Annotated in this window: 12 protein-coding genes; 7 read left to right on the top strand and 5 right to left on the bottom strand. The window is 64.5% G+C overall.

Annotated elements, in window-relative coordinates; translation table 11 throughout:
* Positions 1-19: 19 nt before the first annotated feature.
* The 6 genes from CTR55_RS03720 (at position 20) to CTR55_RS03695 (ending at position 5,906) form a co-directional block, all read left to right on the top strand.
* A complete protein-coding gene (locus tag CTR55_RS03720; protein WP_296284203.1) occupies positions 20-1,207 on the top strand; it encodes a lipid-transfer protein in 1,188 nt (395 codons plus the stop codon).
* Positions 1,208-1,217: 10 nt separating this feature from the next.
* Entirely contained in the window at positions 1,218-1,658 is a 441-nt protein-coding gene (locus tag CTR55_RS03715) for a MaoC family dehydratase N-terminal domain-containing protein (RefSeq protein ID WP_296284202.1), read from the top strand.
* A gap of 12 nt (positions 1,659-1,670) precedes the next feature.
* Positions 1,671-2,090 carry a MaoC family dehydratase gene (locus CTR55_RS03710; RefSeq protein WP_296284201.1) on the top strand — a complete coding sequence of 140 codons (420 nt, stop codon included), beginning with the start codon at positions 1,671-1,673 and terminating at the stop codon, positions 2,088-2,090.
* Positions 2,091-2,129: 39 nt separating this feature from the next.
* On the top strand, positions 2,130-2,960 hold the full coding sequence (locus CTR55_RS03705) for an SDR family NAD(P)-dependent oxidoreductase (protein WP_296284200.1): 831 nt from the start codon (positions 2,130-2,132) through the stop codon (positions 2,958-2,960).
* Positions 2,961-2,974: 14 nt separating this feature from the next.
* Positions 2,975-4,126 (top strand): acyl-CoA dehydrogenase family protein, encoded by a 1,152-nt coding sequence (locus CTR55_RS03700; protein WP_296284199.1) that lies wholly within the window; start codon positions 2,975-2,977, stop codon positions 4,124-4,126.
* 169 nt (positions 4,127-4,295) lie between these two features.
* Positions 4,296-5,906, top strand: coding sequence for a long-chain fatty acid--CoA ligase (locus CTR55_RS03695; RefSeq protein ID WP_296284395.1), 1,611 nt, complete (start codon positions 4,296-4,298; stop codon positions 5,904-5,906).
* A 54-nt stretch (positions 5,907-5,960) separates the two neighbouring features.
* On the opposite strand, the gene CTR55_RS03690 is transcribed toward CTR55_RS03695, so the two are convergent.
* Genes CTR55_RS03690 through CTR55_RS03675 form a run of 4 tightly spaced genes read right to left on the bottom strand, consistent with a single transcriptional unit; the run spans position 5,961 to position 9,314 of the window.
* Complete coding sequence (locus CTR55_RS03690; protein WP_296284198.1) at positions 5,961-6,557, bottom strand: GNAT family N-acetyltransferase; 597 nt, start codon at positions 6,555-6,557, stop codon at positions 5,961-5,963.
* Positions 6,554-7,621 (bottom strand): alpha/beta fold hydrolase, encoded by a 1,068-nt coding sequence (locus CTR55_RS03685; RefSeq protein WP_296284197.1) that lies wholly within the window; start codon positions 7,619-7,621, stop codon positions 6,554-6,556. The genes CTR55_RS03690 and CTR55_RS03685 overlap by 4 nt, the downstream gene beginning before the upstream one ends.
* 1 nt (position 7,622) lies before the next feature.
* Positions 7,623-8,036: a hypothetical protein gene (locus CTR55_RS03680; protein WP_296284196.1), complete on the bottom strand. Its 414-nt coding sequence runs from the start codon at positions 8,034-8,036 to the stop codon at positions 7,623-7,625.
* Between the two features lie 15 nt (positions 8,037-8,051).
* Positions 8,052-9,314 carry an alpha/beta hydrolase gene (locus tag CTR55_RS03675; protein ID WP_296284195.1) on the bottom strand — a complete coding sequence of 421 codons (1,263 nt, stop codon included), beginning with the start codon at positions 9,312-9,314 and terminating at the stop codon, positions 8,052-8,054.
* Positions 9,315-9,653: 339 nt separating this feature from the next.
* Between CTR55_RS03675 and CTR55_RS03670 the strand changes: the two genes are divergently transcribed.
* Complete coding sequence (locus CTR55_RS03670) at positions 9,654-12,296, top strand: LuxR C-terminal-related transcriptional regulator (RefSeq protein WP_296284194.1); 2,643 nt, start codon at positions 9,654-9,656, stop codon at positions 12,294-12,296.
* 39 nt (positions 12,297-12,335) lie between these two features.
* Here CTR55_RS03670 and CTR55_RS03665 read toward each other — a convergent pair whose 3' ends face one another.
* A complete protein-coding gene (locus tag CTR55_RS03665; protein ID WP_296284193.1) occupies positions 12,336-13,520 on the bottom strand; it encodes an acetyl-CoA C-acyltransferase in 1,185 nt (394 codons plus the stop codon).
* Positions 13,521-13,547 lie beyond the last annotated feature (27 nt).

Below are 13,547 nucleotides of genomic sequence, written 5' to 3'. Positions count from 1 at the left end.
TAGATCACTGGAGAGCACGATGTCGCAGAAAACCTATGTAGCCGGTGTGGGCATGATTCCCTTTGCCAAGCCCGGCGCCAGCGGCACCTATATCGAGATGGGAGCCGAAGCCGTGCGTCTCGCGCTGAAGGATGCCGGCCTGAGTTTCGATCTGATTCAACAGGCCTACGCCGGGTACGTCTACGGCGACTCCACCAGCGGCCAGTCGGCCCTGTATGAAGTCGGCATGAGCGGTATCCCGGTCATCAACGTCAACAACAACTGCTCCAGCGGTTCCACCGCGCTCTACCTGGCCCGCCAGGCCGTGGAGAGCGGCATGGTCGACTGCGCCCTGGCGTTTGGTTTCGAACAGATGCAGCCCGGCGCACTGAAAAATCACTGGACCGATCGCCCGATCACCACCGGCAAGGGCTTCGAGGCCGCCGCCGAGGTGATTCCCGAGGGCGTTGGCATGCCGGGCGCGCTGATGTTCTTCGGCGGCGCCGGCAAGGAGCACATGGAAAAGCACGGCACGCGCATGGAGACCTTCGCGGCGATTCGCGCCAAGGCCAGCCGGCATGCCGCCAACAACCCGATGTCGGTGTTCCGCAAGGTGGTCACCACCGAGGACGTGATGGCCGACCAGGTGGTCTGGGAAGGTGTCATGACGCGCCTGATGGCTTGCCCGCCGACTTGCGGCGGCGCCGCAGCGATCCTCGTCTCCGAACGCTTTGCACGCAAGCACGGGCTGCGTACCGACGTGACCATCCTGGCCCAGGCCATGGCCACCGATAAGCCCGATGCCTTCGATCCGCCCTCGATGATCAACATCGTCGGCGTCGGCATGACCCACGATGCCGCCTACGAGGTTTACGAGAAGGCCGGCATTGGGCCGGAAGATATCCGTGTCTGCGAACTGCACGACTGCTTCGCCCACAACGAGCTGCTGACCTACGAGGGCCTGGGCTTCTGCAAGGTTGGCGAAGGCGAGAAGTTCGTCATGGACGGCAACAATACCTACGGTGGCCAGGTCGTGGTCAATCCCTCGGGCGGTCTGCTGTCCAAGGGGCATCCGCTGGGCGCCACTGGCCTTGCGCAGTGCTACGAGCTGACTCATCAACTGCGCGGTACCGCCGACAAGCGCCAGGTGCAGGGCCTGCAGCATGCGCTGCAGCACAACCTCGGCCTGGGTGGCGCCGGTGTCGTGACGCTCTACGGGCGCGGCTGAGGAGGCGCACATGGCAGACAAATCCCTGATCGGTCGCTCCACCGGAGTGACCACCAGCGAGGTGGAAAAAGGCCGCCTGCGCTTCTTCGCCAAGGCAATCGGCGAAACCGATCCGATCTACTTCGACGACGAAGCCGCGCGCTCTGCCGGTTACCCGGCCATTCCGGTACCGCCGAGTTTCCTCATGTGCCTGGAAAGTGAAGGCCGCAATGCCCAGGCCATCGTCGAGGATGTCATGGGCTTCGACCTCGGCCGCATCCTCCACGCCGAGCAGGAGTTCGATTACCACCGCATGGCTTTTGCCGGCGATGTCCTGACCTTCGATACACGCATCGTCGATGTCTACGAGAAGAAAGGCGGGGCGCTGCAGTTCGTGGTTCAGGAAACCCGCGTCACCAACCAGGATGGCGAGCACGTCGCCGACATCCGTTCCTCGCTCGTGCAGCGCTGAGGTAGCCCATCGATGAACATTCCCCTCTACAGCGACGTTCAGGTGGGCGACCAGCTGCCGCTGCTCAAGCTGCGCCCGATCAATCGCACCATGCTGGCGCTCTACGCCGGCGCTTCGGGCGACCACAACCAGATCCACATCGATATCGACTTCGCCCGCAAGGCCCGTCAGCCCGACGTGTTCGCCCACGGCATGCTGTCCGTTGCCTATCTGGGGCGCCTGCTCACCCATTGGGTGCCGCAATCGCGCCTACGCCGGCTGGCGGTGCGCTTCGTCGGCATCACCCAACTGGGCCACATCCCGCACCTCACCGGCCGGGTAGCGGACAAGTTCGAACAGGACGGCGAGAAGCGCGTACGCCTTGAAATCCAGTGTGCCAACCAGTACGGCGAGGCCAAGGTCATCGGCGAAGCCGTCGTGGCGCTGGCTTGATTTTCCACCCAACCCATTGCACAGCAGGAACACAACAACATGCACAAGCTTGAAGGAAAAGTGGCGCTGGTGACCGGCTCCGGTCGCGGCATCGGCCGCAGCGTGGCCCTGAAACTGGCCTCCGAAGGCGCTCGGGTGGTGATCAATGACCTGGACGCAGGCCCCGCCGAGGAAGTGGTTGCGGAAATCCGCAACGCCGGTGGTGAAGCCGTGGCCTGTGTCGGTAGCGTGACGGCGGTGGATTTCGCCGATCGCTTCGTCAAGACGGCTCTCGAGAGCTTCGGCGGCATCGACATCATCATCAACAACGCCGGCTACACCTGGGACAACGTCATCCAGAAGATGAGCGATGAGCAGTGGTACGCGATCATCGACTGCCATCTGACCGCGCCGTTCCGCATCCTGCGCGCTGCACAGCCGCACATCAGCGCCATGGCCAAGCAGGAAATTGCCGAAGGCAAGGCCGTCTACCGCAAGGTCGTCAATATTTCCTCGGTGGCCGCTGCCGGCAGCGCGGGCCAGGCCAACTACTCCACGGCCAAGGCCGGCATCCTGGGCATGACCAAGACCCTGTCCCGGGAGTGGGGGCGCTACAACGTCAACGTCAACGCGGTCGCCTTCGGCCATATCGAAACGCGCATGACCCAGGCGCTGGCCGGCGACAACAGCAAGACGGTCACCATCGAAGGTCGCGAGATCAAGGTTGGTATCCAGGCCGCGGCCATCGAAGCCGGCAAGCAGATGTGCCCGCTGGGCCGCCCCGGCACGCCGGACGAAGCGGCGGGTGCGGTGTACCTGTTCTGCCTGCCTGAATCCAACTACGTCTCGGGCCAGGTACTGGTCTGTGGCGGCGGTCTCGGCACCGTCTGACGGAGGAAAACGACATGCGCCTGGAAAATTACCGCTCTCCCTGGATGGATGCCGACCTGGAGGCTTTCCGCGACAGCATCCGCCGTTTCATCCGCGAACAACTGCTGCCCCACGAGGACAAGTGGCGCGCGCAGCACCGGTCGGACCGCGAATCCTGGCTGGCCTGTGGCGAGATGGGCATGATCCTGCCGGACATGCCTTCCGAGTACGGCGGCGTCGATGGCTCGCCGGCTTACTATGCGGTGGTCATGGAGGAGCTGAATTATGCCGGCGCCGTGAGCATCGCCCTGGGCATCAACCACATCGTCGGCCATTACATCCTCGCCAGCGGTACCGAGGAGCAGAAGCGCCAGTGGCTGCCGGGCATCGCTTCCGGGGCGATCATCACTTCCATTGCGATGACCGAGCCGGGGACCGGTTCGGACCTTCAGGGCGTGCGCACCCGTGCCGTGAAGAAGGGTGACAAGTACGTCATCAGCGGCTCGAAGACCTTCATCAGCAACGGCCAGAACAGCGACATGGTCGTAGTGATCGCCAAGACCGACACCGAGGCCAAGGGCTCCAAGGGCATCTCGCTGTTCATCGTCGATACCCAAACGCCGGGCTTCATCCGTGGCCAGTGTCTGGACAAGGTCGGTCTGCCGGGCCAGGACACTTCGGAGATGTTCTTCGACGAGTGTGAAGTGCCGGCGAGCTGCCTGTTGGGCGGCGTGGAAGGGCAGGGCTTCTACCAGTTGATGCAGCAACTGCCCTACGAGCGCGCGGAAATCGCCATCGCCGCGGCGGCAGCCATGGAGCGGGCCTTCACCCTCACCGTGGACTACACCCGTGAGCGCAAGGCTTTCGGCAAGTCGATCCTGGAGTTCCAGAACACCCGCTTCCAGCTGGCGGAGATCAAGGCGATCGTCATGGCCTCGCGGACCTTCTGCGACCTGATCGTGCAGCGCTGGGTGGATGGCACCCTGGATACCACCCTGGCCTCGATGGGCAAGTTCTGGCTGACCGACCGCCAGTGCGAAGTGGTGGACCGTTGCCTGCAGTTCTTCGGTGGCTTCGGCTACATGAACGAGTACCCCATCGCACGGATGTTCTCGGACTCGCGAGTGGCACGCATCTACGGAGGCGCCAACGAAATCCAGCGTGAGCTGGTCGGCCGCTCACTGTAGACCAGCCTGAAGCGCTAGCGATAAACGAATGGTGGCGTCTGCACGGCGTCACCGTTCGATGCATTTCCAAAGCGGAGAAAAATGAAGCAGTGGCCTCCGGCCTGAAATCCGTGTATCCGACGGAGTGCACGCCCCTGGTGGGCAAGGGCAGGGCAAGGCTGCCATCCTGCTGCCAGGTGCACTCCTAACAAGAACAAGACAGGAGAACGACATGTACATCACCCAGGGATTGCATCGCCACCTGCAACAGCGTCCTCAGGCGACCGCCATCCGTTATCAGGGGCGCAGCGTCACCTTCCTCGAACTGCATGATCGCATCGCTCGCCTGGCTGGCGCGCTGCGCAAGCTGGGAATGGCCAGCGGCGACTGCGTCGCGATGCTCTCGCGAAACTCGCAACGCTATATCGAATACGTGTTCGGCGTGCCCTGGGGCGGTGGCGTGCTGAATCCGGTCAATACGCGCTGGAGCCCCACGGAAATTCTCTACTCGCTGGATGACTCCGAATGCACCCTGCTGATCGTCGACGATGCCTTCGTCGAAGTTGGCCAGACGGTCGCCGCGCAGGCTGGAACGGTCCGTACGGTGATCTATGCCGGCGATGGTGAGACGCCGCCCGGCATGCTGTCCTATGAGGCGCTGCTGGCCAGCGCGGTGGCCGTGGAAGACGTGCGTCGTGGTGGCGATGCGCTGCTCGGGATCTTCTACACCGGCGGCACCACCGGCTTCCCCAAGGGCGTGATGATCAGCCACAACAACCTCGCCTATGCCAGCTATGCTGCCATGGCGAAGGGCTTCTATCGCAACGACACCGTGCTCCTGCATGCCATGCCGATGTTCCATCTGGCCGACTTTTCCGCCCTGTACGGGCTGATGGTGTCCGGCGGCATTCACGTTCCGCTGCCGGCCTTCAGCGGCGAAGCGGCGGTGCGCATGGTCCTGGCCGAGGGCATCACCGATGTGATGCTGGCGCCGACCATGATCCAGATGATGCTCGATGCCCGCGACGCCAACCCTGAACTGGCGCAGCTCCCACTGGAGCAGATTCGCCACGTCATCTACGGCGCCTCACCGATTTCGCCTGCGCTGCTCGATCGCGCCTGCCCGGCCTTCCCGTCAGCGGGGTTCTTCCAGGGTTACGGCATGACCGAACTGACTACCGGCGGCACCATGCTCGACGCCGAGTATCACAGCGCCGAGCACCAGGCGAGCGGCAGGATGTACTCGGCCGGTCGGCCGGTGGCCTGTGCGGAAGTGCGCATCATCGATGGTGAAGGCAACGAAGTGCCGAAGGGCACGGTCGGCGAAATCATCGTCCGTGGCCCGCAGGTGATGCTGGGCTACTGGAAGAAGCCGGAAGCGACCGCCGAGGCGCTGCGCAACGGCTGGATGCATACCGGTGACGGCGGTTACATGGATGACGAGGGCTTTGTCTACATCGTCGACCGTCTCAAGGACATGATCGTCAGCGGCGGCGAGAACGTCTACTCGGCGGAGGTCGAGACGGCCATCGCCAGCCATCCGGCGGTTGCCCAGTGCGCGGCCATCGGCATCCCTTCGGACAAGTGGGGCGAAAGCGTGCATGCGGTGGTGGTGCTCAAGCCCGGCGAGGACGTGTCGGTGGACCATATCATCGAGCACTGCCGGCAGAGGATCGCCGGCTACAAGTGTCCGCGTAGCGTTGAGTTCCGCAATGGTCTGCCACTGTCAGGCGTTGGCAAGGTGCTGAAGAACGAGCTGCGCAAACCCTTCTGGGAGAAACATTCGCGCAATATCGCTTAGAGCGAGGGTGAAGCAAGGCAGGAAATGGGGCAGCTTTAGCTGCCCCATTTTTCGTCAGTCGTTCATCGCCGTGACCATGCCCTTGCCGCTGGCGAGAGCGTTCAGTTCATTGACATCCAGGCTCAGCAGGGCGAGGTCATAGGTGTGCCCTTCATGGTCCCTGACGTGGTTGCGCAGCACCGACTCGGGCTGGAAGCCCAGCGCCTCGAAGGCGGTTATCGCCGCGCTTTGGTCGACCGTCATCTGCACGGTCAGTTTTTCCAGGCCCTGGCTGACCGCGAGGTTGACGCTTTCGCGGATCAGCACCCCGCCCAGGCCGACACCGCGCCACTCGGGCGCCACGAGGATGCGCAGGTCGCCGACATGGGCCGACCAGGACCAACTGTCGACTACCACGGCACTGCAGCCCACCAGTTGGTCGCCGGCATAGGCGGCCAAGCTGGTGACCTGCTCGCCCAGGGAGCTCAGCCACGCCGCGATGACTTTCGGGTGGCTGATGTCGCGGCGTACGAACAGCAGGTCGTGGACCGGAAGCTGGCCAATGAAGCCGGTGAGTGCGGCAGCGTCGTCCGTCGTCATCAGGCGGAAGTCGACAGAGGTGCCATTGAGTTCGAGGCGGCGAGGATAGTGGCGCGAAGCAGGCTTTTTCATATGGAGCGTTTCCCCAACCAGAGATCCAGTGATGGCCACATGCGCTTGATGGCCGAAGGGCCGGCGACCAGGCTGACGTGCCCGCCGGGAATGATCATTTCTTCCTTGTCGGTGGAGCCGACCATTTTCAGCAGGGGCTCGCCGCTGGCCGGTGGCACCAGGGTGTCGTGCTCGGCCAGGATGTGCAGCAGCGGGACCTTGATCTTCTCGAGTCGCACCAACCGTCCGCCGATGCGCAAGGTGCCTTCGACCAACCCGTTCTTCCACACCAGCTCCTTGGTGAGCTGCCGGTAGTAGTCGCCCGCCAGGGGCAGGGAGTCGGCACCCCAGCCGGTCATCATGCGGTAGCCCCTGACGTACTGCTCGTCCCAGAGGTTGTCCCACAGGCGCAGCCAACCGGCCACGCGGCCTGCCGGGCGGAGCAGGTCGAAGGAGTTTTCGATCATCTTTGCCGGGATGATCGGCAGGCGTTCGACCAGTTCATCGATATCCAGGCTGTTCGGGTCCGCCAAGGCCTTGGCCCAACCGAGCTGACTCCAGTCGATGGGGGTGGTGAAGCACACCAGGTTCTTCAGCGGCGCGTTCGGGTGCAACGCGGCATAGATGCACGCGAGAATGCCGGCCATGCAGTAGCCGACCAGCGTGACCTCTTCCACGCCGGCATCCTGCTGAACGCGGCGCACGCAGTCGGGGAGGAAGTCGAGTACGTAGTTCTCGATCTTCAGGTGCTTCTCGGCGTGGGTGGGCGGGTTCCAGTCGATGACGTAGACGTCGTAACCACGGTGCAGGAGAAACTCGATGAGGCTCTGCCCTTTGGCGAGGTCGAACAGGTAGGCACGGTTGGTGGTGGCCATGACCAGCAGTATCGGTACGCGATACACCTCGTCCGCCGTCGAGTGATAGTGGTACAGGCTGAGGGTGCCACGGCGATGCAGCAGACGCTTGGGCGTTTCGCCCATGGCCGGGCCGGGCGAACTCAGATAGTCCAGTGCGTTACGCCGACGTTGCAGCATCCGGCGGGCTTCGGTTTTAAAACGCTCCTTGAAACTCTCCTGGAAGGGCATGTCATGGCTTCCTCTTGTTATGGGTGGCGGGGCGCTTGGCGCGCTGCCGGGCGTTCGACAAGGCCACGCCCGGCTCCATCTCCAGTGGCCGACGACTGCGCGGAGGGCGGGGCGTCAGTGCCTTGGGGCCCATATCGGGGAGCAGTTGGTCGAGCTTGTCCTCGATCCGTCGAACCGCATCGGCCAGTTCACGCACCTCCTGGCGGCTGGGTAGGTCCAGGCGCTCCAGCAGGCGAGCGACGGAACGCTCGGCCAGGTAGCGGGCCCCGCTGGAGACGCGGGTGCAGGAGGACATTCGGCGACCGAACTCGGGAGAGTCCATCTTGCGCGAAGCGAAGCCGTTGATGCCGCTCTCGAGCTTGTTCAACGCCTCGCGGCAGAGCTGCAACGGGTCGGGTAAGCGTGAAGTCGTCATGCTGGAGGCTCCTGTTCAGGCATCGATGGGATAGGTTTGCACGGCCTCATGCGAGGTTTTGTCCTGCAGATAGCGGCGCAGGGAGCTAGAGGTGACTGTGTACGGGCGAAGGGCCCAACGGGTGGCGCGCGCGAGGCGTGGGTTGATGCGCGTCAGCAGCGTGTCGCGCCAGCCATCCGTGGCATTCCACAGGTTCAGGGCGGTGGCGCGGCCTTCACCGAGCAGGTTGCGATCCGATACCGGGTCGGCTATTTCCAGGGTGATGTTGGGGTGTTCGCCAGCGAATGCCTGGGCCAGCGCCGAAGCGATGCGCTGCAGGGCGTCGGCGGCACCGCTGTTGATGGCGTCGAAATTGAGGAAGCCATGGAACTGCCCGGGATAGTGCAGCAGTTGCACCGGCACCTGCGCCTGGCGCAGGCGCGCGGTGTACTCCAGACCGTCATCTCGGATGGGGTCGAAGCCGGCGCTGACCATCACGGTTGGCGCCAGACCGCGCAGGTCCTTCTCTCGGCGGGGCGACAGCCAGGGCGAACTCAGGTCCAGATCGCTGACGACACCGGCGACGATGCGTTGCATGTGGCCAAGCATGTCGGCGGTGATCATGTAGCCGTCGGTGTTCTCGCGCAGGGATGGGAAGGACTCTTCCAGCTCGGTGGCCGGATAGACCAGCACTTGCAACGCCAGTTCGAGTTCCCGGCGTCGGGCTTCCTGGGCCATCACCGCGGCGAGGTTGCCGCCCGCCGATTCGCCGCCAATGGCCAGCCGGCTGGCATCGATGCCCAGCTCTTGCGCATGTTCGAGGACCCAGTCCAGACCGGCCATGCAGTCCTCGCGGCTGGCGTCCAGGCCGTGCTCCGGGGCGAGCCGGTAGCTCAGGGCGACCGTGATGCAGTCGGCTTGCAGAGCAATGTTGCGGCAGATCGAGTCCGCCGTGTCCAGGCCGCCGACGAGGAAACCGCCGCCGTATATCCAGAGGAAAGCCGGGCGGACGGTATCGTCATCGCTCGGTTTGTAGACGCGCACGTTGAGTTGGCCGCCGGGGCCTTCGAAATGATGCTGGTGAACGCTGGGGAGCGCCGGGCGGTGGCTCAGCGCCAGGGCGGTGAGGCGCCAGAGTTCGCGGATGTCGTCCAGGGAATAGGCGTCGAAGGGCTTGACGCGGGTGGCCAGGTTGAACATGCGCAGGAAAGCGCTCGCGTCGCGGTCCGGCTGGTCCGCGCGCCAGGTGATCGGCAGGCCCTCGCCAGTGGGGCGGGGCAGGGGGGTACGGTGGGGCACGACAGGACTCCTTGTGGTGTCGAAAACAGTCGTCATGCTAGGCAGCCGCCTGGCTGGCGCGCCCCCCTCCTGTGGATCGGGATAGCAGCGAGGCCCACTCCCTTTGGGACGGGCGGGCTATCGGAGCGAGGGACCCTGGCCGATGGCCCACCCCACTCGACAGGAGTGGGGTGGGCCATCGGCCAGGATGATTGAATCGACGGGTAGCAATGTCAGGCAGCGGTGGTTTGCGATGTGCTCGCTGTCTCTGGACAGCTCACGCGCCTTTGCTCACGATGCAGGAACACGGCCACAGGCCCCCGGACTTCCCTCCAGCAGATCACGGCGACCCTACCCACCATGCTCAGCACCAAGTTCGCGCCACCGCGTATCAGTAGCCACAGCGTCCTGCGTGAGCACCTGCTCGAGCATTTGCAGGAGGCCAATCACAGCCGCCTTTTCCTGGTTACCGGCGGCGCCGGGTTCGGCAAGACGACCCTGCTCGCGCAGTGGCGCCAGGCTCTGCTGAAAGAGGGCGCGGCGGTGGCCTGGTTGACGCTGTCGGTGGACGACAACAGCCTGGAGGCCTTCTACGCCAACCTGGTGGGCTCGCTGCACCAGGTTGGCGTGCTCGACGACAGTGAAATCTCGCCGGTCAGCGTGCTGGAGGAAGGCACGCAGCTGATCCCGGCCCTGCTGATCAACCAGCTGGCGCGCGTTGGCGACGAGCTGTACCTGATCATCGACGACTTCCATCTGGCCACCGACCCACGGATCACGCGGCTGATCCAGGCGCTGGTGGACAGCGCTCCACACAACCTGCACCTGGCTCTCTCCACTCGACTCGCTCCGGATCTGCAGCTGGGTCGATGGCGGGCTCGGGGTGATCTGTGCGAGCTCGACTGCGCGGAGCTGACCTTCGATTTTCGTGAGTCCCATTCCTTCCTGCGGGCCAACCTTGATCCGGCGATCAGCGTCGATACCGCTCACGCGCTGCACGAACAGACCAACGGCTGGCCGATCGGTCTGCAACTGCTGTCGATTTCCCTGAAGGCCAATCCTCGCCGGCGCCTGCCGTCCACCCCTGGCGGGGCGGATCTGGGCGCGTACCTGGTGGAAGACGTGCTGGCGGACCTGCCGGCGGAGTTGCTGGAGTTCCTGCAGAAGCTTTCCATCCTGCGCCGCATCAACGTCGAGGTCGCCGAGTTCGTCACCGGTGCCGCCGACGCCGAGGCGATGTTGCGCGGCATCGAGGCGCGCAACCTGTTCCTGCTGCCGGTGGACGTGCCCGGCGAGCACCACTGGTTCCGCCTGCACCCGATGTTCGTCGAGTTCCTCAGTCAGCGCCTGGACCGTACCGCCGTTGACCAGCGTGTCCTGCACCGGCGCGCTGCCGAGTGGTTCGAAGCCGCCGGCCTGGTGGGCGAGGCCATGAGCCATGCGCTACTGACCTGCGATTTCGACTATGTGGTGGAACTACTGGGCCGCGTGCCACCACCGCTCAACAACATCACCCAGCTCAACCAGTTCATGCACTGGCTGGAACGGGTGCCACAGGATTTCCTGCTTAACCACCCGGACCTGCTCCTGCTCGGCATCTGGGCCTGCGTGCTGACTTTGCGCATTGAGAAGGCCGATATCTGGATGACCGCCCTGGGACGAACCGAGCATGGTCAACGTTGGTCGGTCCAGCTGGACCTGGCCAAGGCAGCGCTGGCCCTGCAGCGCGACGATCCCGGTGAAAGTCTGCGGTTGCTGACGCCGCTGGCCAGCACCGCGCTGGATAACGCCTTTCTCGAGCAGTTGCGCTACAGCGTCTACGTCAACGGCCTGGTTTCCGCAGGGCGCTATTCCGAGGCGCGGCGCTTCGGCCATTCGGTACTGGCGCGGGCCGTACGGCAAAGCCAGGACGAGATGGCCTTCATCGCCATGACCTCGTCGATCATGGTGTCGCTGTACGAAGGCAACATGTTGGAGGCCGAGCGTATCGGTGCCCGTCTGCTGCTGGAGGCGGAAATGGTGCACGGGCGCCGCTCGGTGAGCGCCTGCAGCCTGGCGGCCCAGGTTGCGCCAGTGTTCTACGAGCTGGGGCGGCTCGACGACGCCCGCGAGGCACTGGCTAACCGCATGGACGTACTGCGGCTCTCCGCTCCGCAATACATGATCAATCTGGCCCGTTGCCATGGCCGTCTGCAATGGCTGCAGGAGGCGCCGCGGCAAGCGCTGGAGTACTTCAAGCAGCAGGAAGAGCACTTCCGCACCCTGGGCTACGACCGCGGTGTGGCGCACATGCTGGCGGAGCAGATTCGCATTGCTCTAGCGAGTGGCGACTGGCGCTTCGCCGAGTCCTTGCAGGTCAACCTCGATGACCTGCGCCGCGATCACCGCGAGCCAGGGCCTCACCAGGCAGAGATTGCCGTGCTCGCCGTGTGGTCCACGGCGCGTGTAGCCATGGCTCGCCGTCAACCGGAAATGACCCTGCGTGTGCTGGACGAGGCTGACCGCCTCGCCGCCGATTACAACCGTGGTCTGTGGCGAGTGCAGACCGAGTTGCTGCGGGCCATGGCGCTGGCCCAGTCGCTACGCGAAGAGGAATCGCGTGAGTGCCTGCGCTCGGCTCTGGCGATGGGGTATCGGCTGGGGTTGCAGAGGACCTTCATCGATGAAGGCGAGCCGTTGCGCGGTTTGCTGGCGAAACTGGGCATGGCCGGGGATGCCGAGCTGGACGGTTATCTTGCCATTGTTTCGGGACAGGCAACGGAGGTGCGGGCGCCGGTAGCTGTGGAAAGTCCGGTGGTCAGCCGGGTGGATTCACTGCTGACCAAGCGTGAGCGGGAAATTCTCGGGCTGCTGGAGCAGTCGATGTCGAACAAGCGCATCGCACTGACCCTCAATCTCAGCCTGCAGACGGTGAAGTGGAACCTGCGCAACATATTCTCCAAGCTCGAGGTGTCGAGTCGTTATGACGCCATTTTGGCGGCGCGCAGGCAGGATCGCGCCTGACTCCCCGCAGCGACATCCCGGTCGCTGCGGGGATATTCATCAGATCACCTCGAACAGCCCGGCGGCGCCCATGCCGCCGCCGACGCACATGCTGACCACGACGTAGCGTACGCCTCGACGCCTACCTTCCAGTAGTGCGTGGCCAACCATTCGCGCGCCACTCATGCCGTAGGGATGGCCGATGGCGATGGCGCCGCCGTTGACGTTCAGCTTGTCGTTGTCGATGCCCAGCTTGTCGCGGCAATACAGCACCTGGCAGGCGAAGGCTTCGTTGATCTCCCAGAGGCCGATGTCGTCGATCTTCAGGCCGTGGCGCTTGAGCAGTTTCGGGATAGCCAGCACCGGGCCGATGCCCATCTCCTCGGGGGCCAGGCCGGCAACCGCGATGCCGCGGTAGAGGCCCAGCGGCTGCAGGTTACGCTGCTCGGCCAGGCGCGCATCCATCAGCACGCAGGCGCTGGCGCCATCGGAGAGCTGGCTGGCGTTGCCGGCGGTGATGCAGCCGCCTTCGATCACCGGTTTCAGCCGGGCCAGATCCTCCAGTACGGTCTGCGGGCGGTTGCCTTCGTCCAGGCTCAGGCTGACCTGCTCGTGGCTGACCAGGCCGGTATTCTTGTCGGTGACGCTCTTGCGCACCGTCACGGGCACGATCTCCGTGCTGAACAACCCGGCCTGTTGCGCGCGCGCGGTGCGCTGCTGCGATTGCAGGGCATAGGCGTCCTGAGCGTCGCGGCTGATGCCGTAGCGCTGGGCGACCAGCTCGGCGGTCTGCAGCATCGGCATATAGGCATTGGGTACGTTGGCCAGCACCTGGGCGTCGTGGTATTCGCCCACCCAGTCCATGTGACGGTTCTGCACCAGGCTGATGTGCTCCTGCCCGGCGCCGAGGGTGACTTGCATGCCATCGACCATGATCTGCTTGGCGGCAGTGGCGATGGCCATCAGCCCCGAAGCGCACTGGCGGTCCATCGTCTGGCCGCTGACCGACACCGGTAGGCCCGAGGCCAGCACGCTCATGCGGCCGAGGTTCCAGCCGGCGGTACCGGCGGGCATGCCGGTACCCATCACCAGGTCCTCGATCTCTGCTGCTTCGATGCCGGCGCGCTGCACGGCGGCGCGAATGGCGAAGGCGGCCATGCTGGGCGAGGTGGTGTCGTTGAATGCACCGCGAAACGCCTTGCCGATCGGCGTACGTGCGGTGGAGAGAATGACGGCGTCGTTCATTGAAGTTCCTCGTGGATTGCGGCCGCC

Source organism: Pseudomonas sp., from assembly GCF_002796985.1.
Taxonomy (GTDB): domain Bacteria; phylum Pseudomonadota; class Gammaproteobacteria; order Pseudomonadales; family Pseudomonadaceae; genus Pseudomonas.
Note: the sequence above shows the minus strand (reverse complement) of the source record. Positions and strands in the feature narration are given on the sequence as shown.

Bases quoted from the DNA above. Each gene is read 5' to 3' on its own strand.
- CTR55_RS03715 (WP_296284202.1), top strand. From the start codon at position 1,218: ATGGCAGACAAATCCCTGATCGGTCGCTCCACCGGAGTGACCACCAGC.
- CTR55_RS03700 (WP_296284199.1), top strand. From the start codon at position 2,975: ATGCGCCTGGAAAATTACCGCTCTCCCTGGATGGATGCCGACCTGGAG.
- CTR55_RS03720 (WP_296284203.1), top strand. From the start codon at position 20: ATGTCGCAGAAAACCTATGTAGCCGGTGTGGGCATGATTCCCTTTGCC.
- CTR55_RS03665 (WP_296284193.1), bottom strand. From the start codon at position 13,520: ATGAACGACGCCGTCATTCTCTCCACCGCACGTACGCCGATCGGCAAG.
- CTR55_RS03710 (WP_296284201.1), top strand. From the start codon at position 1,671: ATGAACATTCCCCTCTACAGCGACGTTCAGGTGGGCGACCAGCTGCCG.
- CTR55_RS03690 (WP_296284198.1), bottom strand. From the start codon at position 6,557: ATGAAAAAGCCTGCTTCGCGCCACTATCCTCGCCGCCTCGAACTCAAT.
- CTR55_RS03680 (WP_296284196.1), bottom strand. From the start codon at position 8,036: ATGACGACTTCACGCTTACCCGACCCGTTGCAGCTCTGCCGCGAGGCG.
- CTR55_RS03685 (WP_296284197.1), bottom strand. From the start codon at position 7,621: ATGCCCTTCCAGGAGAGTTTCAAGGAGCGTTTTAAAACCGAAGCCCGC.
- CTR55_RS03670 (WP_296284194.1), top strand. From the start codon at position 9,654: ATGCTCAGCACCAAGTTCGCGCCACCGCGTATCAGTAGCCACAGCGTC.
- CTR55_RS03705 (WP_296284200.1), top strand. From the start codon at position 2,130: ATGCACAAGCTTGAAGGAAAAGTGGCGCTGGTGACCGGCTCCGGTCGC.